The organism is Salinivibrio sp. PR5 (genome assembly GCF_001996085.1).
Lineage (GTDB): Bacteria > Pseudomonadota > Gammaproteobacteria > Enterobacterales > Vibrionaceae > Salinivibrio > Salinivibrio proteolyticus.
This window is the reverse complement of record NZ_MUFK01000001.1, coordinates 1-20447: the sequence shown is the minus strand read 5'-3', so window position 1 is coordinate 20447 and position 20447 is coordinate 1. Positions and strand designations below refer to the sequence as shown.

Annotated in this window: 18 protein-coding genes; 10 read left to right on the top strand and 8 right to left on the bottom strand. The window is 53.2% G+C overall.

Annotated elements, in window-relative coordinates:
• The first annotated feature begins 167 nt into the window (after positions 1-167).
• A complete protein-coding gene (fbp, locus tag BZG82_RS00085) occupies positions 168-1190 on the top strand; it encodes a class 1 fructose-bisphosphatase (RefSeq protein ID WP_077481066.1) in 1023 nt (340 codons plus the stop codon).
• 128 nt (positions 1191-1318) lie between these two features.
• Positions 1319-1846 (top strand): inorganic diphosphatase, encoded by a 528-nt coding sequence (gene ppa, locus BZG82_RS00080; protein WP_069589628.1) that lies wholly within the window; start codon positions 1319-1321, stop codon positions 1844-1846.
• Between the two features lie 51 nt (positions 1847-1897).
• On the opposite strand, the gene tamB is transcribed toward ppa, so the two are convergent.
• A complete protein-coding gene (gene tamB / locus BZG82_RS00075) occupies positions 1898-5662 on the bottom strand; it encodes an autotransporter assembly complex protein TamB (protein ID WP_077764906.1) in 3765 nt (1254 codons plus the stop codon).
• Positions 5659-7362 carry an autotransporter assembly complex protein TamA gene (gene tamA, locus BZG82_RS00070; RefSeq protein WP_077764905.1) on the bottom strand — a complete coding sequence of 568 codons (1704 nt, stop codon included), beginning with the start codon at positions 7360-7362 and terminating at the stop codon, positions 5659-5661. Before tamA ends, tamB begins: the two co-directional genes overlap by 4 nt.
• Positions 7363-7545: 183 nt before the next feature.
• Between tamA and msrA the strand changes: the two genes are divergently transcribed.
• A complete protein-coding gene (gene msrA / locus BZG82_RS00065; RefSeq protein ID WP_077764904.1) occupies positions 7546-8184 on the top strand; it encodes a peptide-methionine (S)-S-oxide reductase MsrA in 639 nt (212 codons plus the stop codon).
• 81 nt (positions 8185-8265) lie between these two features.
• On the opposite strand, the gene BZG82_RS00060 is transcribed toward msrA, so the two are convergent.
• A complete protein-coding gene (locus BZG82_RS00060) occupies positions 8266-8472 on the bottom strand; it encodes a DUF1107 domain-containing protein (protein ID WP_069589637.1) in 207 nt (68 codons plus the stop codon).
• Positions 8473-8844: 372 nt separating this feature from the next.
• Between BZG82_RS00060 and BZG82_RS00055 the strand changes: the two genes are divergently transcribed.
• The 7 genes from BZG82_RS00055 to BZG82_RS00030 all read left to right on the top strand — a co-directional run bounded on the left by BZG82_RS00055 (position 8845) and on the right by BZG82_RS00030 (position 14184).
• Positions 8845-9402, top strand: coding sequence for a YtfJ family protein (locus tag BZG82_RS00055; RefSeq protein WP_077764903.1), 558 nt, complete (start codon positions 8845-8847; stop codon positions 9400-9402).
• 96 nt (positions 9403-9498) lie between these two features.
• A complete protein-coding gene (locus BZG82_RS16125) occupies positions 9499-9786 on the top strand; it encodes a hypothetical protein (RefSeq protein ID WP_108742935.1) in 288 nt (95 codons plus the stop codon).
• Positions 9787-9811: 25 nt separating this feature from the next.
• Positions 9812-10549 (top strand): ZrgA family zinc uptake protein, encoded by a 738-nt coding sequence (locus BZG82_RS00050; protein ID WP_077764902.1) that lies wholly within the window; start codon positions 9812-9814, stop codon positions 10547-10549.
• Between the two features lie 40 nt (positions 10550-10589).
• The gene (locus tag BZG82_RS00045) at positions 10590-11285 is read left to right on the top strand and encodes an ABC transporter ATP-binding protein (protein WP_077764901.1); all 696 of its coding nucleotides are present in this window, start codon (positions 10590-10592) and stop codon (positions 11283-11285) included.
• Positions 11282-12541: an ABC transporter permease gene (locus BZG82_RS00040; protein WP_077662808.1), complete on the top strand. Its 1260-nt coding sequence runs from the start codon at positions 11282-11284 to the stop codon at positions 12539-12541. The genes BZG82_RS00045 and BZG82_RS00040 overlap by 4 nt, the downstream gene beginning before the upstream one ends.
• Before the next feature lie 3 nt (positions 12542-12544).
• Positions 12545-13042: a DUF3299 domain-containing protein gene (locus BZG82_RS00035; protein WP_077480313.1), complete on the top strand. Its 498-nt coding sequence runs from the start codon at positions 12545-12547 to the stop codon at positions 13040-13042.
• 239 nt (positions 13043-13281) lie between these two features.
• Positions 13282-14184 carry a TIGR03899 family protein gene (locus BZG82_RS00030; RefSeq protein ID WP_077764900.1) on the top strand — a complete coding sequence of 301 codons (903 nt, stop codon included), beginning with the start codon at positions 13282-13284 and terminating at the stop codon, positions 14182-14184.
• Here the strand turns inward: BZG82_RS00030 and cysC are convergent.
• From cysC to cysG, 5 genes are read right to left on the bottom strand one after another with little or no spacing between them, the layout of a single operon-like run.
• On the bottom strand, positions 14181-14807 hold the full coding sequence (gene cysC, locus BZG82_RS00025; protein ID WP_077764899.1) for an adenylyl-sulfate kinase: 627 nt from the start codon (positions 14805-14807) through the stop codon (positions 14181-14183). The genes BZG82_RS00030 and cysC overlap by 4 nt on opposite strands.
• 34 nt (positions 14808-14841) lie before the next feature.
• Entirely contained in the window at positions 14842-16584 is a 1743-nt protein-coding gene (locus BZG82_RS00020; protein ID WP_077764898.1) for an SLC13 family permease, read from the bottom strand.
• Positions 16585-16587: 3 nt separating this feature from the next.
• The gene (gene cysN / locus BZG82_RS00015) at positions 16588-18012 is read right to left on the bottom strand and encodes a sulfate adenylyltransferase subunit CysN (protein ID WP_077764897.1); all 1425 of its coding nucleotides are present in this window, start codon (positions 18010-18012) and stop codon (positions 16588-16590) included.
• Between the two features lie 9 nt (positions 18013-18021).
• Entirely contained in the window at positions 18022-18930 is a 909-nt protein-coding gene (gene cysD, locus BZG82_RS00010; RefSeq protein WP_077764896.1) for a sulfate adenylyltransferase subunit CysD, read from the bottom strand.
• 12 nt (positions 18931-18942) lie between these two features.
• Complete coding sequence (gene cysG, locus BZG82_RS00005; protein WP_077764895.1) at positions 18943-20370, bottom strand: siroheme synthase CysG; 1428 nt, start codon at positions 20368-20370, stop codon at positions 18943-18945.
• Positions 20371-20447 lie beyond the last annotated feature (77 nt).

Genomic DNA, 20447 nt, shown 5'->3' with positions numbered 1-20447 from the left:
ATCTGACATGGTTTTTATGTGGCGATCACACTTCCCTTGCTTCATGTATTTCTTCAGTACGATTAAAAAGTCGCTGGCGCTAGAATATCAGCGATTTTAAGAGGCAGCTGACTGCCCATGTATCCGATTGCATCAGAAAGAAAGTTCATCATCATTAAGGATTGAGAATGCCCGACATTAAGACCCTCGGCGAGTATATTGTTGAGAAACAGCACGCCTTCCCGCACGCCAGCGGTGATTTATCTTCTCTTCTCGCCTCCATCCGTCTGGCCGCCAAAATTGTTAACCGTGAAGTCAACAAAGCCGGTCTGGTCGATATTGCCGGCGCGATTGGCACAGAAAACGCACAAGGCGAAGAGCAGCAAAAGCTCGATGTCTACGCCAACGAAAAGTTTAAAGCCGCCATGGAAGCCCGCGACCACGTCTGTGGCGTTGCCAGCGAAGAGGAAGATGAAGCGGTTATTTTCAACAAGCAGCTCAACCGCAATGCCAAGTATGTGGTCCTCATCGATCCACTCGATGGTTCTTCCAATATTGATGTCAACGTCTCTGTCGGCACCATTTTTTCCATTTACCACCGCGTATCGCCGGTGGGTACTCCCCCCACCGAGGAAGACTTCTTACAGCCGGGTCACCGCCAAGTGGCTGCCGGTTACGTCATTTACGGCTCATCGACCATGTTGGTTTACACCACAGGCGATGGCGTGCACGGTTTTACCTATGACCCATCACTTGGGCTATTCTGCTTGTCGCATGAGAACATGACCATTCCCCAAGACGGTAACATTTACTCAATTAATGAGGGGAACTACATCAAATTCCCGCAAGGCGTCAAAAAATATATCAAGTACTGTCAAGAAAACGTCCCTAATGAGAAGCGTCCCTACACCTCACGCTATATTGGCTCTTTGGTCGCGGACTTTCACCGCAACCTGCTAAAAGGCGGTATTTACTTATACCCCAGCACACTCGCGTATCCCAACGGCAAGCTACGCTTGCTTTACGAGTGCAACCCCATGGCGTTTATTATTGAGCAAGCGGGTGGTAAAGCGACCGATGGTACCCAGCGCATCCTGGATATCGATCCGAAAGAGTTGCACCAACGCGTGCCTTTCTTTGTCGGCTCCAGCAATATGGTGGACAAAGTGGGTGAATACCTCGAACGCTACCCCGATCACGACGATAACTAAGTGCGGTGAGACGGTGAGATTTCACCGCAATTTATGATTAAGAGGCGACCACAGCGGTCGCCTCTGTTATTTTCACGCTCGGTGGTTATAATTGGCACACACTTTTTTGATAAACAAAAGGACATCCCATGAGCCTGAACCAGGTCCCAGCGGGCAAAGATCTGCCTGAAGATATTTATGTGGTGATTGAAATTCCTGCCAACGCCGATCCAATTAAGTACGAAGTCGACAAAGACAGCGGCGCCGTATTCGTTGATCGCTTCATGGCAACGCCTATGTTCTACCCATGTAACTATGGCTATGTAAACCACACCTTGTCTTTGGACGGCGACCCAGTTGACGTGCTGGTACCAACCCCATTCCCATTGGTACCCGGCTCAGTGATCCGCTGCCGCCCTGTTGGTGTGCTCAAAATGACCGACGAGTCTGGTGAAGATGCCAAAGTGATCGCGGTACCGCACAGCAAGCTGACCAAAGAGTACGATCACGTGAAAGACGTGAACGACCTGCCTGAGCTGCTAAAAGCACAAATCACGCACTTCTTCGAGCGCTATAAAGAGCTAGAAGCTGGCAAATGGGTGAAAGTGGATGGCTGGGAAGATGCCCAAGCCGCAAAAGACGAAATCCTGTCTTCATTTGAGCGCGCGCAAAAATAATCGTGCCATCGCCATGAAGCTAGAAGCCCGCGTCAACACGCGGGCTTTTTTCTATTTAATCTCAAACTGATAGAGTAGATCCACCGCCTGATCGACTCCCGACACCGCTTCTAGATAAAGATCTTTCATCAATCGATAGCGCACCGTGAACACCCCTATCGCATCAAAGATCCCCACCCCATACTTCACTTCCAAGTCAGGCAGAATATATCCCGAGACCTCGACTTTTTGCTCATCGCCGGCGCCAGAGGTATCGAGAGTAAGATCCTCGACCCCAAACGCCTGACCAATTTCGCCCACCAGTTTGCCACTTTGCGCTAAGCCCAACCCAATCAGCATCGAGGTCATATTGGCATCACCGGCGCCAGCATCAAGTGCTCGGCCGCGTAACAGGTATGACAAGGCATTGGCCTGCGAACCGGCCGGATCCATAAATACAGTCGCCACCGGCTCATCGGCAGGTCCTGTAAGTCGGATCCCCGCGATGACATCGCCCTCAGTGCGCTCGGGATTGCGAATCGCTTCGACTTGCAAATACGGCTGATCAGCAGGGCCATTAAATAAGATTTCCCCTTTACGGATAATCAAATCTTGTCCAAATGATCGATAGGTTCCTTCCAACAAGCTCACGTTACCGACAATCAAGGCGCCTTTACGGTTGTTCTTAATGTTAAGCTCTCCTGCCAAGCGCGACTTCAAACCAAACGCCGCCAGCCGAACTTCATCACCAAGCACTAAGCGTACATCCGTGACCAAATTAAAAGGAACCGCATCTTTTTGTTCCGCGTCTTCAGGCTCATAGTTTTGATTGAGGATCACCGTATCATCCGACACAGTGACGGCCGATTCCGGCAAGTGCTCCACCTCAATCCGTCCCCATGGCACCTCAATATTCCCCCGAATCGCCACTTGTTCTGGGGTTGCTGAAACCGTTAAGTCAGGCGCAACATCAAGACGGACCATCGGCGGCACATTCACTCGCAACGCATCGCCCGCGACATTCAGATTAAACAACCAATCTCTCACGGTCGGCCACCGACCCTCGCCTTTGAGGCGTAAGGTGCCATCGGGAGTAATCAGCTGGCCGGTTAACTGTCCCTGCTGACCATCAAGGTTGACCGTCACCTGCCCGTCATTAACATCAACCGGCGATGATAACCCTTTCACACGTAATGCGCTGATATCCAGCTTGCCAAAGACTTTCGGCAATGTAATCGGACCTTGAACGCGTAAGTTAGCATTCACTTCGCCATTAACATCGGCCTGTTTGTCACCGCCGAGTAACGGCTCCAGCTTGGCAAGTTGCACCGCATTCATGTGCACATTCCCATCAATCGTACGTGTCGACGCTAACAGATCATTCAAGGTAAAGGCTGAGGCCAGTGTGCCGCCCTCAGACAAGGTGAGTGCCAACGCACCTTGCAGTGCATCTTGATGCCAACGCGCATTGAAGTTGGCATGCTGCCAGCCAATCACCAGTGGCGTGTCGGCCTGCTGGCGCAGATTGCCATCCGCGATATCAATCGAGGCTTGCACATCCGGCGAGGCGTCAGGCTGCCAGCGTGCATGAACCTCGGCATTGGCACGTGTATCAATTTGCCATTCCGGCGGTAAGAAGGCAGCGATTTGCTTCGCTTCAAAGCCTTCAATCTTGGCAACCACCTCCCCTTGCTCGCCGATTGTCGCCGGTTGCGATAAGCACAAAGACGTTGCTTGCCACTGCCAACAATGTTCGCCAACCTCGGTTTGCATATCAGTGAAACTAAACGCAATGGGTGCCGCACTTTTCTGCACAATGTCGCCAAGTTCTTCCACGTTCACCGATGTATCAAGCAGTTTACCTTTCCAGCCAGTGTCTCGCGCCAATGCACCTTCAACACGTAACGCGCCAGACGCCGGCGCCCCTTGCCAGCGCAAATCCAGCTGGTGTGCCGCTTCATCACCGCGCACGGTTAAATCAAGGTTGTCTAAGCGCGCGGTTTGATAGCGCCCGCCTAATACCGACACCGTCAGCTCGCCGCCTAAGCGATCTTTTACGGCCAGATCACCGTCTACCGTTAGCTGATTAATGCGCACATCTTGCCAACGCAATTGCTTAGCATGAAGCGCCAACTTTGCGGTTGGCTGTGCAAACGGCCCGCTCAATCGTGCATCGCCACGGATCACACCAGTGAGCATCGGCAAGGATTGCGACAAATCGGCAATATCGACCGACAGTCCCATTTGCCACTCATCACGCACTTGCCCTTGTGCCGTGACGTGATTGGGACCATGCGACAGCGTCAGCCCCGGCGTCGACACGCTCGGCTGGCCATCGCCATCACGATCATGCGCGTTAAGTGCGCCCGCGACCGCTAGCGGCAGTTTTTGTAACTCCCCATGCACCACCAACGTAGGCACCGAAACATCCCAGCCGCCTTGGGCGGTTAAGCGACCACGATGGCTGATTGCACCGGTTAAATCCCCCGTGACCTCTGGCCATTGCTGCTGAGGTTGGATGTTGGCAAACCCTAACTCAGCTTGCCAAAAAGGCTCGCTGGACCAATCCACGCTGGCACGACCGGCCACCTTTCCACCCAGTATATTGGCCTCCAGCTGCGAGAGGGTCAGCGCCGTTAGACTGCCTTGGCCGGTTAAATTCAGCTGGGTGGTCGGAATCTCAGGGCCCTCGACGCCGGTTTGTAAACCGAGCTGATAGTCGGACAGATCCCCATCGGCGTGAAATTGTAGCTCGCGTAATGCCGCGATCGCTTCCCCCGTCAGCGGCCACGCCAAGGCTTTGCTCTGCAACTGCACCGCAAAAGGTAAGTTTGCCGCCAGCAGGTTTGCCTCTCCTTCCAGCGTCGCTGTCACCGGACCGCGCGCGGTCGCGTTTAGCTCAAGCGCGGCCAGGCTTCCAGAGGCCGACAGTGATAAAGCTTGGCCTTGAAGCGGGGAAAGATTACTGGTCAACTGGGTTTGTAAGGTAAGTGGGTACTTACCTTCAAGTGTAATATCACCTGCAAGGCTTGCCGTGCCTTGGGGGGCGGTCACCGAGAAACTATCAATAGTCACCGCACTGCCTCGAACGCTACCCGCCAAAGATAACGCTGAGAGGGTTTGTACTGTGCCCGCTTCAATCCGCGTATCTTGCAGGCGAAGCTGCTCCACCTCGATAGCCAGCGGCAGCGCCACCGTGGGTAACTCCAGGCCTGGGTAATGCCATGGCGTGCTTGCCACCGCGCTATCCGGCTTACCGACCGCTTGGTCGGTATTTTCTTGGGGCTCACTCGGCAGGCTCACCACCAGCTGCTGCCAATCGGTCGGCGATAAAGTTAAGGTGTCGCCAACAAAATGCACGCCCCCTTGCAGTTGGTGCCAACTCACCGACTGTTCGGCAACCTGAATCGCCACATCCTTAAAGGCAAAGGCATTGATGTGAATAGGCAGCGGCGCTTGGATAGCCGACGTGGATACGTCTTGCGAGGATGTATCCTCCTCACTCACGGGCAAATCAATATCGAGCGTGACCCCCTCGGCGGCCAATTGATCAATACAAAGCGCAGGCGTCAGTAAGCACTTACCTTGGATGACAAGCCTTAGCTGTTCGGCATTCAGTCGTAGCTGCTCATCATCATAGCGCACCCCTTGCAGCACAAAGCCGGTGAGTAGACTGCCGTCGGCCTCATCGACTGATAACGCAGGTAGCGCTTTCTGCGCACCCCAAATCCCGACCTGCAAGCCCACTGGTGTAAAAAGCGCGGCCGCTACCAGCCCCACCAAAGAAAAAATACTGATTAACGCAATAAACGTTAGCCTGACTAACCAACGACTCATAACTCAGGCCCTAGCGTAAGGTGTATACGAAAATCATCATCGTCATTATCAAAACCACGCGCGACATCAAGACGAATCGGACCTACCGGCGATGACCAGCGAATACCGGTACCAGCCGCACGCTTCCACGATAAATTGTGGGTCCACGCGTCACCACCATCAGCAAATAACGCCCACCACCAGTTGCCACCTAGACGATATTGGTACTCCAACGTACCGGTTAACATGTAGCGGGCGCCACTGAGCTGACCGCTGTCATCGACAGGGGAAACGGTTTCAAAAGCATAACCGCGAATACTGTTATCGCCCCCGGCGAAAAAGCGTAACGATGGCGGCGCTTCACTGAACTCTTCAGAAATCAGGGCACCACCATCAACGCGTAATAAGCCGCGATGGTTTTTATTGAGGCTACGAATCCACGCACTCCGCCCTTGCAAGCGCACCAAACTAATATCGGACAGCCAAATCGGATCGGCCGCTTCCAATGTAATAGATTGTTTGTCTCCCCAATGCGGCATTAATCCACCGCGAGCGCGGGTGCGGGTAAAATTGATCCCTGGCAGCACCACGCTGACGCTATCTTCATCTAGCCCTTGGGTGTAGTCTTCATAAAGCCAGCGTAACGAGACACTGCGTTGCCAGCCGGTATCATACAGCCAATGCCTGGAAATCGAGGTCGATACCTCAAGGCTGGAGGTATCGCGTTGTTCGGTATTTTGTAACCCTAACTGCACTTGATAATACTCGCGAGAAACATCCTCCAAGGGAACCTTGTAGGTAGAGGTCAACGTCTGCTCGGGCTCAGAAATCGCCAATGATGTGGTGATACTGTGACCGCGCGAGTTATACCAAGGCTTGCGCCAATTAAACTTGAGCCGCGGGCCAATGTCGGTGGAATACCCGACCCCAGTTTCAAATTTGTTGCGTGCTTCAGGGGTCAGTGTCACCTTGATCGGCACTTCAGTGTCTTCGGCTTCTTCCATGTCTGCTTGGACTAACGCACTGGAAAACCACCCGGTGTTGGCAAGCGCTTGGTTAAACTCACCCAATGCCGACACGCGATACGGCTCGCCCGGGGAAAAATCACGTAAAGTGTCGAGACGCTGCAACTGAATTTGCGCACCTTGGTAGCGAATCGCGCCAAAGTGGTAACGCTTACCACTGGCAAAGTGCAGACGAATAAATGCTTGTTGGCGGGTGGGAGAGACTTCGAGACGTGTTTGCGTAAAACGACCGTCAAAGTATCCCTTTTTCACCGCCAAGCTTTGGATTTGGCTTTTCAGGGACTCATAGTCTCCGTGGTTAAGAATCGCGCCCGGCTGCGGCCCGTCAGCCTTGAGAGCATGAAAATCGTCATCCATGCCCGCTTCACCGCTAAACACCACATCCACTTGTGCCAAACGAACGGGTTTGCCCGGATCAACCTTGACTTCCAGCGTAGCGTCTCCGTCCATTCGCATAGTGATCTTAGGCTGATAAAACCCCACCGCTTGCAGTGCTTTACGCACATCCTGCTCAACACGGGCAATAAACCGGTAGGAGCCGTCCCGCTCTTCTGGAGCAATCGCGGCTAAATAGGTCTCGACATTGTCTTGTGCAATACCATCGAGCCCTTCAATATCAATGTCGACTTCCGCATGGGCGATGCTAGATATCACGCTGATAGCGATCGCGAATAGGGGGAATAGCCGTATATTCATGCAGTGAGATCCAATACCCGGGTGTCGCCCGGCTAAATTGATGATATCTTGCCATATTACGTGTTGAGCGGGGCAGGATGCCAGCATCATGTTGATGACAAGATGCGGAATCCATGCCTGTATGCCAACCCACTGACGCGCACAGCAGTCCGCTTTGCGCTTTTACACCACAGCAGTCAAAGGATGCCTATGTCGATGCAATCTTCCTTTACCCAACCCGAGAATGCGATAGCCGATCGCACCGACCCGATTGTTCCAGCCGAACCGCACGCGGTCTTTAATCAGCCTATCACGGCCACCCCCGCGGCAGGTCAAAAACAGGTTATTTTTGGCATGGGCTGTTTTTGGGGTGCCGAACGCAAATGGTGGCAACAGCCGGGTGTCGTGATGACCTCGGTCGGATACAGTGGCGGCGTCACCCAACACCCGCGTTATCAAGACGTGTGCACGGGAAAAACCGGTCATGCCGAAGTGGTCAATGTGATTTTCGACCCGTCCGTGGTGAGTTTAGACACCCTACTGGCGGTGTTCTGGGAAAACCACGATCCGACCCAAGGCATGCGTCAAGGCAATGACATTGGCCCGCAATATCGTTCCGCGATTTACTATTGTGATCCGGCGGACCAAGCCAGCGTCGAGGCAAGCCTGGCGACCTATCAAGCGGCATTGAGAGAGGCCGGCAAGTCAGATGCGGTCACCACTGAGATCGCACCGGCTGGCGCTTACTACTTTGCTGAAACTGACCACCAGCAGTACCTACACAAAAACCCGCAAGGCTACTGCGGCTTGGGTGGCACAGGTGTGTGTTTCCCACCACAATAAGCCTTTGGCAATTAACCACTGCTAAATGGCTAGGCATAAAAAAACACGTCCGTTTGGACGTGTTTTTCAGTGTGGCGATGTTTATGCGGTAATGGCCATGGCTTTAATTTCTTTATTCACCTCAGTCATCACCGACAGTGCACGTCTATCACTATGCCCGGGCGGCAGTAAACGTCCACCATCAAATTCAAACGCGCCTACACCTTCAATATAGAGTCGGCCCTTAAAAAATCGTTTCACATACCGCGCAATCTGGGTTGGCCGATATTGACGAAAGATTCTGAGCATAAGGATCCCTTTCTTGTTCTCAAAGTCTGTCTAAGCAGACCGAAACGGCAATTCATTTCTTTCACAGTCACGATGACCGTATGATATTGCCACCTTGGAGCGCCGAATATTATCTGGCAATCTCCGCGTATAAAGCTAAGCAAGCAAAGTGCCACCTCAATAAGATGGCAATCACAGCATTAGAGCCTGCTAGCGAACAGAAGTTCCCGATTTAGATAAATACGTTTTGCAGCGTAAGTTCGATCGACGCAGAAAAGTCCGATCTTGCGCACGGATTAACCTTTGCCACTTGGCACAACTCACCGTCTGGCGTAACCATAGATAACTTGGCACCTGATGCCAAATAATGACCACAGACATGGATGATAAAGAATGAAAAAGACCACCCTACTTGCTCTCACCTTTGCGCTATTCACAGGCACCAGTTGGGCGCATACGATCCAAAATGGTGCACATTTACCTTCAGCCAAAGTCGCCGAGCACGGCGAGCTGACCTTGAATGGCGACGATATTGTTTATCAAGCTTGGCAAACCGAACAACTGCCGGGCAAAGTACGCGTGATCCAAGCCATCGCCGGACGCAGCAGCGCCAAAGAAATGAATGCCCCCTTGATGGAAGCCATCACCGCCGCAGACTTTGACGACTCTCGCTACCAAACCACCACCATCATTAATCAAGATGATGCGATTTGGGGCACCGGCGGTTTTGTTAAATCGTCGGCAGAAGACAGTAAGCGGGATTTTAGTTGGTCCTCAATTGTGCTCGACGAAAACGGCAGTGTCGCACAGGCGTGGCGCTTAAAAGAAGAAAGCTCGCTGATCGCGGTACTCGACGACCAAGGCACGGTGCGTTTTGTCAAAGAAGGCAAATTAAGTCCCGACGAGGTGAACCAAGTGATTAGCTTAGTCACTCAACTGGTCAATCAATAGTGCCATGCGCGGGCAAAGCCCGCGTTTTTCAACACTTGGCGTCGATGGTGATAATTGTTATGTTATTACATTACTCTTAAAGGTGTGGATGCCTGCATGACTCGGCCATTGATCGTCCATCTGCTGTTGATCGTCGTACTCAGCCAATCTGGGCTGTGGGCGCATCATCACCTCGATACCTTCACGCCCACACATCACAGCGAACATTGCAGCCTCTGTCATTTGGCGCCTCCCGCACTGATCGCGTATGCGGCCTCACCACCGGCCCCCACCTATGTGGTCAACGCAATTATTACCCTTTCTAAGCCACCACGTGCTTACCACATCGCCATCGCCTTTTCGGCGCGCGACCCACCTAGTCGAATAAATACCGCAATGATTTAACCCATTTATTCACTAGGAGAACCCAATGAAAACGCGTTTTTTACCCAATGTTATCGCCATGACCATCGCAACCGCGTCCACAGCCACATTTGCTGACGAAGCCAACTATCAGTCGTTCGATGCCCATGTGCACGGTGAAGTCACCGCAAGCCTTGCCCAAGACGGTGAGCGTGTGCTGATTGAACTGACCGCCCCCGGCCATGATGTGGTTGGTTTTGAGCACCACCCTAAAAACGCCAAGGATCAGCAAACGCTCGAAGATGCTTATACACTGCTGCGCGATGGCGGGAAACGCTTCCAGCTTGCTGAAGCGGCGAATTGCCAGCTGGTCGACGTCAAGGTAACGAGCAGCTTTGAAGACCATGACCACAAGCATGAGCATGAGCACAATAGCATTCACGGTGAAGATGGCGAAGATGGTCACGCAGGCCATGACGGTCGCGATGGCCGAGACGGCAAAGATGCTCATCATGAGGATCATGGTGACCACCATGATCACAGCCATCATGCGCATGAAGGCCATCATGATCACGACAAGCATGATGAGCACCATGACGATCATCATGGGCATGATCACGGTAACCACAACACCTTATCAGCGAACTACCAATTCGTTTGCCAAAACCCGCAAGCCTTCACCGAATTGCAAACTGATTGGTTTAGCCTATTCCCCAACACAGAAACCATGAAGATTCAGGCCTTTACTGATGACAAGGTCTGGGTTGAAACCTTGAATCGTGCCAAGTCGCACATCCAGTGGTAGTGAACAAGGAGGCGGGGCGCATCTAGCGCCCCTGTCAGGCATGATAACCATCGAACAACTACGTTTTACTTGGCCAGCTCAGCCGCAACCGATCTTAGATATCGAGAGCTTTGCGGTCGGTGAGGGCGAGCATGTATTTTTAAAAGGCCCCAGTGGCAGCGGGAAATCCACCCTGCTGAGCCTGATTGCAGGCATTCATACCCCACAATCGGGAACACTGACGGTCAATCATCAAGCGCTAACCGCACTGAATGATCGCCAACGGGATCAGTTCCGTGCTAACCATATTGGTTATATTTTTCAGCAATTTAATCTGCTGCCCTATTTATCGGTGATTGATAATGTCACCGTCCCGCTGCGCTTTTCTCACACGCGGCGTCAGGCACTCAGCCAACCAGCACACCAAGAGGCGGCCAATTTACTCGATAAGCTTGGTCTTCCCGCGCACTGTTACCATCAGCCAGTCACTGCGCTAAGTATCGGCCAGCAACAGCGAGTTGCAGCGGCACGGGCATTAATTGGTGCGCCAGCATTGATTATCGCTGACGAGCCCACTTCTGCGCTTGATGCGGACACCCGCAATACCTTTATTCAATTGCTTCAAGACCGATGCCGAGAGGCCAATAGCAGCTTATTGTTTGTCAGCCATGACAGCCAATTAGCGCCCTTGTTTGACCGCGATATCTCGCTTCTCGCGCTTAATCGCGCCATACAACGCGAGGAGGCTAACCAATGATTTCACTATTAGGATTGGCAGGACAAAGCCTCAAGAATCGCCGCGCCACCGCCCTGCTTTCTTTGCTGACTGTCACCATCGCCGTAGTGCTCTTGCTCGGGGTGGAGAAGGTGCGCACCCAAGCTAAAGCCAGCTTTGCCAACACCATCTCCAACACCGATTTAATTGTCGGTGCCCGCTCCGGTCCCATTAATTTACTGCTCTATTCCGTGTTTCGTATTGGTAACGCCACCAACAATATCGGCTGGGACAGTTACCAGCGCCTTCGTGAGCATCCGGATGTGAGTTGGACCATCCCCATTTCACTGGGGGACTCTCACCGCGGCTTTCGCGTGGTCGGCACCACCAATGATTACTTTGACCATTATCAATATGGTCAAAAACAACCACTGGCCTTTCGCCAAGGCGGCCCATTTTCCGGCTTATTTGATACCGTGATTGGCGCCCAAGTGGCAAGAGAGCTGGGATACAAGATGGGCGATAGTCTGGTCATTGCCCATGGACTGGCCGACAAAGGCTTTAATCAGCATGACAACTTGCCCTTTACGGTCACTGGGATCTTAGCGCCCACAGGCACCCCCGTCGACCGTAGCGTACATGTGTCGCTCGAAGCCATCGAAGCGATTCATGTCGGCTGGGAAAGTGGCGCACGACTCGGCCAAGGCCTCACCCAAGCGCAAGCGCAACAACGCGAGCTACAACCAGAACAACTGACCGCGGTGATGGTGGGACTAAACAGCAAAATCAAAACCTTTGCCGTCCAACGCTGGGTTAATACTTATCCACGCGAACCATTAACCGCCATTATGCCCGGTATTGCCTTGCACGAGCTGTGGGGCATGATGCGAGTTGGCGAACAAGCCCTGTTGGTGATCTCTGGCTTTGTGGCCGTCGCCGGGCTGTTGGGTATGCTCTCAAGCCTGCTCACTAGCTTGAACGAGCGTCGACGCGAAATGGCAATCTTACGTGCGATGGGCGCGCGTCCTTTGCATATTATTTTGCTATTGGTCAGTGAGGCGGTCGCGATCACTCTTGCAGGGATCGTCTCTGGCGTGTTCCTGCTTTATGGTGGACTCGCTCTAGCACAGCCCTATATTCTCAGTGAATTTGGCTTATTCTTACCGCTCGACTGGCCGTCCTCTTATGAGCTTTCATTGATGGCCGGAGTGTTAGTCGCTGGCTTTATCGTGGGATTAATTCCGGCTTGGCGCGCCTACCGACAGGCGCTCGCCGATGGCATGACAATTAAGGTATAACAGATGAAAAAACGAATAATGCTCGGGCTTATTGCCTTACTGAGCGGTGTTTTGAGCTCGCCTACGTGGGCGAGCAATGAGCCACTCACGCTGGATTGGATTGATTTGGTGCCTGAGCACGAACGTGCTCAATTCGATAGTCGGGGCATGCCAGAAATTACTCACGATGGTGAAAACCCACAAAGCTTGGTTGGCTCAGTTCGCCCTGAGCTCAACAACAGCCAAGTCAAAATTCCCGGCTTTGTGATCCCTCTAGAAGGCGACGACAAAGTGGTAACGGAATTCCTACTGGTGCCCTTTCTTGGCGCCTGTATTCATGTTCCACCCCCGCCCCCCAATCAGATAATTTATGTAAAGTTTGCTGGCGGTGCGCCGATTCAACAGTTATGGGATGTGGTTTATGTCGAAGGCACGCTGAAAACCGAACATGTCAGCCATGACTTAGCAGAAGTGGGTTATGTGCTACAAGGTACACAATTAACTGACTACGACGACGGATAAATCCCTATCAATCAGTGAGCCCGATCGGCGCACACGATGTTGTCAGGCAATATAATGAGACAAGATCGCCAGTGCGCCTATGTACACGGCAATCAACAGCAGATTGATGGGGTTGAGTTTTTGCTTACGCACACGCATCCCTACACTTGATTGTTAACGCTCATAATGTTAACAAATTTAATCTTTAATTAACATATTTGCCAGCATTAAATTTTGCTGACAATCAGTGTGAGACGCGCATGGTAGAGCAAGACAAACCTGTGGTCATCGATGCCCATCCCGATAAACGGCAGCATCAGGAACATAGTTATAAAGAAGACGCTGACCTACGTGGCAGTAAAGGGCGGCTAAAAGCGATTGCCAATGAGTATCACGTCGATGCGCGTCTGCAAGAGGTCGAGCAGGAAGATCTCGCCCATCGCAGTGCCAATCGCCAACGTCATGTGATGCAAAAGCAGCAGGCCAATCTCGAAGCCATCATTGCTCTGACCTACGACCAGTGTCACAGCGAAACCGCCCATACCCCCGATCCTGACTGGTTAGTTCGCTTTTTCGATTTGGCCCGCAATATTCACGGCCATGCGATGCAGCAGCTGTGGGCGAAGATTCTCAAACAAGAAATGCAACGACCCGGCAGCACCTCGATTAAAGCCCTGACCATTCTCGAAACCATGACGCAACGTGAAGCGCAAGCACTGCAACGCGCTTGTGCATTGTCCAGCACCTTTGGGCAAGACAGCACCAAAAAGCTGGTGACCGGTTTTCGCCGCCGCCAAGGCTTGGTGCAACTGCTGCGCCCAGAGCCGCCCCATAAGCTCTCGCTGGGTCACTATCAACTGTCTTACACCGACTTAATGCTGTTGATGGACTTGGGGCTGATCCTGCGCACTGAGCTCGAATCCGGCGTGATTGAAATGCAACCGGCCATGCCGTTTAAACTGCAAAACACCCAATACATGCTTACCCCGCTCCACAAAGGGATGCGTCTTTATTACTACCGCTTTAGCCCCACCGGCCATGAGCTAGCAAAACTGGTCGGTAAACGCGTGCATCCCGATTATCACCACGCCATTTGTGAGTTGCTCGCCGAAGGCTTTGAGATGCACAGCGATGTGGGTGATACAGTCAACACTCACGCTTAATCCGACGAGCGCAACACTCGGCGCTCACGCAGTACGCGAAGACAGATCGCCACATGCTCGGCGACGCTGTGATCACCGGTCAAATGGACCGCCGGTTTTTGCGGTGGCTCATAGTCTGACGATATGCCAGTAAAAGCAGGGATCTCGCCGGCACGCGCCTTTTTGTAAAGCCCTTTAGGGTCGCGCTGCTCACACACTGCCAGCGGCGTATCAACAAAGACTTCGATAAATTGTCCCTCTGGCAAACACTCGCGCACCATCTCTCTCTCCGCGCGAAACGGTGAGATAAAGGCACTCAAGACAATAAGACCCGCATCGGTCATCAACTTGGCCACTTCACCAATCCGGCGAATATTCTCGCGCCTGTCTTGATCGGAAAACCCAAGATCGCGACATAAGCCATGACGAATATTATCGCCATCCAGCAAATAGGTATGGTGCCCTTCGGCCACCAAGGCCGCCTCTAGCGCGCCAGCAATGGTCGATTTGCCCGAGCCAGACAAGCCGGTAAACCAAAGCACCACGGGTTGCTGCTGTTTTTGTTCACTGCGCTGGGCTTGGTCAACATGATGCTGATGCCAGACCACATTGGGATCCGTTGGCGCAGATACAGTGTCAGTCATGAAAGTCTCCGCTATTTCGTTGGCCACGCCATAATCAAGGGGCGACCGCCGTTAAAGGAAAAACAATCGGTAACAGGGTGAGCACTACTGCGGAATACACCACAGATAATGGCAGTCCCAGACGCAAATAATCACGTAGCTGGTAATTACCCACGCTGTATACCAATAAATTGGTTTGATACCCATAAGGGGAAATAAAACTGGCACTGGCGCCAAACAGCACCGCCATCACAAAGGGCATAGGATCAACCCCATACCCTAGCGCCAAGCTATAGCCCAGCGGGAAAGCCAGCGCCGCCGCGGCATTATTGGTGATAAGCTCTGTTAGCAACAAAGTCAGCAAGTACACCGCCACCAGCGCGCCTATCGCGCCCCCTGCGCTAAAGGTCGCCATAAACCAATCACTAAAGCGTGCTGAAAGCCCTGACGCCAACATCAGTTGTGCCAATGTCAGCGCCGCGCCGACAATCACCACCACTTCAACCGGAAATCGGCGTTGTAAATCGTGCAAGGAGACAATGCCTGTGACCAGCAACACCACCAAATAAGCGGCTAAGCCATTAAGCAGCGGCATTGGAGTGAGCAAGGCCGCGCCAATCACCGCGACAAATCCCGCCAGTACCGCAACGCTTTTCCGCTCGGAAAGACGGGTACTGGCTTCCAAGCCATTAAAGAGCACGAATTCACGCCGCAACGCTTGGCTGTCTTGGCGAAAGGTTTTGCCCGGCACCAACACCAGCGTATCGCCGGCATGCAAAGGAATATTGCCCAGTCCCCCGTCGAGTTTTTCATGGCCGCGGCGAATGGCGACCACCACGGCATCAAAGGTCTCGCGAAAACGGGCGGCTTTGAGGGTTTTGCCACAAATGCTGGCGCTGTGGCTCACCACCACCTCAATCAAATTTTGCCCATCAATGTGATGCTGGCCGAACAAGGTCAGGCCCGGGATCTCTTGTAAGGTCGCGACACTTTCCACATCGCCAGCAAACTGCAACTTGTCACCGGCCAATAACGGCGTATCCGGACACACAGGCGCAATGACGCCGTCTTGACGATGAATTTCGGCCAAGTACAAACGGCGTAGTGCCCGCAAGCCATTGTCTGCCACACTGCGACCGCATAAGGGTGAGTCGGCGGCCAACCGTGCTTCAAGCACATACGGCAAGCTCTCTTCTTGTTCACCATCATGGCGTGGCAACCGATAGCTAAACGGAATTAATACCAATAGCCCTGCCACCAATGCAGCAGCACCAATGACCGTTGGGGTGAAAAAGCCCAAACTGGGTAAACCCGCCCGCTCAACAAAGCTGTTCACAATGAGATTGGTGGACGTGCCAATCAGCGTTAGGGTGCCGCCGAGAATGGCGCTATATGACAATGGGATCAAAAGCTGCGAGGGTGAGTGACGTCGGTTGCGCTTGATCGCGCCAATCATCGACACCACCACAGCGGTGTTATTGACCAGCGCCGATAGCAGCGCGCTCGATATGCCTAATTTGGCAATCACGGTGGGGAGTGTGCCGTGCGACGCCTGCTGCGCAACCCAGCTGGTCAAATGGGTTTTCTCCAACGCACAAGAAACCAAAATCAGCAATACCAAGGTCAGCAGTGATGGCGCGGTAAAGTTCGCCGTCAGCGCTTCAACCGAGGTGAGCCCAGTTTGGAACGCCACAAACGCGGCCCCCGCAAACAAGAGTACAGGCTTTATACGGGTGAGCACCAAGCCGGCGACAATCGCCACCAGCAAGGTGAGTACCGTGGTTTCTTGCCAACTCATCGTTTACCCCAGTTGGCGTAGATCCTGCGCTTGCCAATGCGGAAAGTGCTTGCGGATCAGCTGGTTTAACTCAAGCTCAAAGGCTGAGAACGACGAGGTGATTTGTGGCTGCGCCTCAGTCACATGACGGATCATGCCCGCGCCGACCGTCACATTGGTGAGACGATCAATCAGGATAAAGCCACCGGTATTCGGGCTATCTTGATAGGTATCCAGCGGCACCGCTTCGCTCAGGGTCAAGGTGCAACGACCAATGCCATTGAGCGGCAAGGTGTCTGCGTCATGGGTGTTAAGCGTATTCACATCGACCCCATAGGACAGTGACTCAACCTGCGCCGAGGTTTTCTTGCTGGCCAACTTAATGTCGTATTCTCGCCCCGGTGCCAGTGGGGTTTGCGTCATCCACACCACGTCGGCGTCAAATCGTTGCCCCACCGCCACGTCATCGGCCGCACGCACCAGGAGGTCGCCACGCGAGATATCAATTTCTCTATCTAAAGTGAGAGTGACCGCTTGACCGCTAAAGGCAAATTCACGATCACCGTCAAAGGTGACGATGCGCGCGACCTTCGCGGTAAGCCCAGAGGGGAGTACCTTAATCTCATCGCCCACATGTAACTCGCCACTGGCAAGGGTGCCCGCGTAACCGCGAAAGTTCAGATCCGGTCGATTGACATACTGCACCGGAAAACGGAACGCGCCCGTCCCGCGCGATTTTTCAATATCGATGGCTTCTAGCTGGCTGAGTAGCGGCTCGCCTTGATACCACGCCATCGCGTCACTGGCATTGACCACATTGTCACCTTCCAGTGCCGACAAGGGCACCATAGACACTGACAAGCCGGGGTTGAGCTGATCGGCAAACGCCAGATACTGCTCTTGGATTTCATCAAACCGAGCTTGGCTATATTCCACCAAGTCCATTTTGTTCACCGCTACCACAAAATGCTGAATACCTAGCAAGTTAGCGATGTATGAATGGCGACGAGTCTGATCCAAGATGCCGTGACGCGCGTCGATTAAGATCACCGCCACGTCACAAGTCGACGCACCGGTGGCCATATTCCGGGTGTACTGCTCATGGCCGGGGGTATCGGCAATGATAAACTTACGTTTGGAGGTGGAGAAATACCGGTACGCCACATCAATGGTGATCCCCTGCTCGCGCTCGGCTTGTAGGCCGTCTACCAATAGCGCCAGATCCGGTTTCTCGCCCGTGGTGCCAACACGCTGGCTATCGGCATGAACAGCAGCCAGCTGATCTTCATAAATCTGCTGTGAGTCGTGCAGCAAGCGGCCAATCAAAGTCGACTTACCATCATCGACAGAGCCACAGGTCAAAAAGCGCAATAAACTTTTGTGTTGGTGCTGTTGCAGATAACCCTCAATACCCAGATCGGCCACCTGTTGTTGAATTGCTGGATTCATGACTGCTCCTTAGAAATAACCCTGACGCTTTTTGCGCTCCATGGATCCGGACTGATCGTGGTCGATCGCCCGCCCTTGGCGTTCACTTGAGGTAGCGACCAACATCTCTTCGATAATCTCGGGCAAGGTGGTCGCGGTAGATTCAATCGCCCCGGTGAGCGGGTAACAGCCTAGGGTGCGAAAACGCACCGATTTATGGGTCACGGTTTCGTTGGGCCCAATCGGCATCCGCGCATCATCCACCATGTACAAGGTGCCATCACGCTCTACCACTGGGCGCTCGGCCGCTAAATAAAGCGGAACAATGTCGATATTTTCCAGATAGATGTATTGCCAGATATCGAGCTCAGTCCAGTTAGAGAGCGGAAAGACGCGAATACTCTCGCCCGGGTTCACTTGACCGTTATAGTTGCGCCACAGCTCTGGCCGTTGGTTTTTGGGATCCCAGCGATGGTTCTTATCACGGAACGAATAGACACGCTCTTTGGCGCGGGATTTTTCTTCATCCCGACGCGCGCYGCCAAACGCCRCATCAAACTTGTGCTGATCCAGCGCCTGCTTCAGCGCTTGGGTTTTCATGATATCGGTGTGCTTGTCGGAGCCGTGATCAAAAGGATTGATCCCCTGAGCCATCCCTTCTGGGTTTTTGTGCACAATCAGATCTAGCCCGAGCTCTTTAGCGGTGCGATCGCGAAAGGCAATCATGTCGCGAAACTTCCAGTCGGTATCGACATGCAGCAGCGGAAACGGGATCTTTCCAGGGTAAAAAGCTTTTCGCGCCAAATGCAGCATCACTGACGAGTCTTTGCCAATCGAATACAGCATCACGGGGTTATCAAACTCCGCCGCGACTTCCCGCAGTATATGAATGCTTTCGGCTTCTAACTGCTGGAGGTGAGTGAGTGTTTTTGCATCCATCCTAACTATCCTTTAAGCGAAGTTAACCACAGCGGTGGGGGCTTGCGTGGGGTCGGCATCGCTTACCGCGCGCCCCTCGCCAAACCATGTCAGCTGACCGGCGAGTGCCGCCACTTCGCCCACCACGATAAGCGCGGGCGACGCAGCTTGGTCCGCCAGCGACGGTAAGTTGTTGAGTTGACCGGTAAAGACTTTCTGCTCCGGACGCGTGCCGTTTTCAATCACCGCCACAGGGGTGTCCGGCGATCGGCCGTGAGCAATCAGTTGGCTTTGAATATGGGCAGATTTCATCAAGCCCATATAGATCACCAAGGTCTGACGCGGGCGGGCTAACGTCGCCCACTCCAAGGTGTCTTGTTCTTTTTTCAAATGACCGGTAATAAACAGCGCGGTCTGGGCATGATCGCGATGGGTGAGCGGAATACCGGCATAGGCCGTCGCCCCTGCCGCCGCAGTAATCCCGGGTACCACTTGAAACGAGACACCAGCGTTGGCAAGGGTTTGTAATTCCTCACCACCACGGCCAAACATGAAAGGATCGCCCCCTTTTAAGCGCACCACCCGTTTTCCGGCTTGAGCATGCTCGACCAACAGACGATTGATATCGTCTTGGCTCACACTGTGGTAGCTCGCCCGTTTGCCCACACAAATCAGCTCCGCATCTCGGCGGCACAGCTCCATAATCGGTTCAGCCACCAAGTAGTCGTAAAGCACTACATCGGCTTGCTGCATCAACTGCAACGCGCGCAAGGTCAATAACCCAGGATCCCCCGGCCCGGCACCAATCAACGCCACTTCGCCTTGGGTGGTGATTTGTCCACTAAGCTGCTCCAGCGCTTGCTCGGCTTGCTGGTGTTTGCCTGCCGCGACTAAATCGGCAAACCGCCCACTAAAAGCGGCCTCCCAGAATTTGCGCCGGCCCGTTAAGGTCGGAATACGCGTTTTCAGTTTGTCGCGAAACGCACCCGCCATTGCCGCCATTTTGCCGATATGTTGCGGCACTAGGGTTTCAATTTTTTCTCGTAACATCCGCGCCAATACCGGCGCTTTGCCGCCCGATGAGATGGCAATAATGATGGGAGAGCGATCAACCAAAGAAGGGACAATAAAGCTGCATTTAGGGGTATCATCAACGACATTGACTAAGATATTACGGCTATCAGCGGCAGTGGAGACCAGCTCATTGACGAGGGCGTTGTCAGTCGCCGCAATCGCCAGCATCTTTCCGTCCAGATGATCGGGACGAAACGCCTCACGCAATACCGTCAGCTTTCCTTGCGCTTTCGCCTCCGCAATTTCACGGTCGACGTCAGGGGCAACCACAGTGACGGCCGCACCTACCTTGAGCAACATGCGCGTTTTGCGCCATGCGACTTCGCCGCCACCTACCACGAGGCAAGGACGATGTTTAAGCTGAGCAAAGAGGGGGAGATAATCCATGATCGCGCATTCCCTTGATGACAATGCAGCCACTATATCGCCCAGCAACTATTACCTGAAATTCTATAAATTCATTT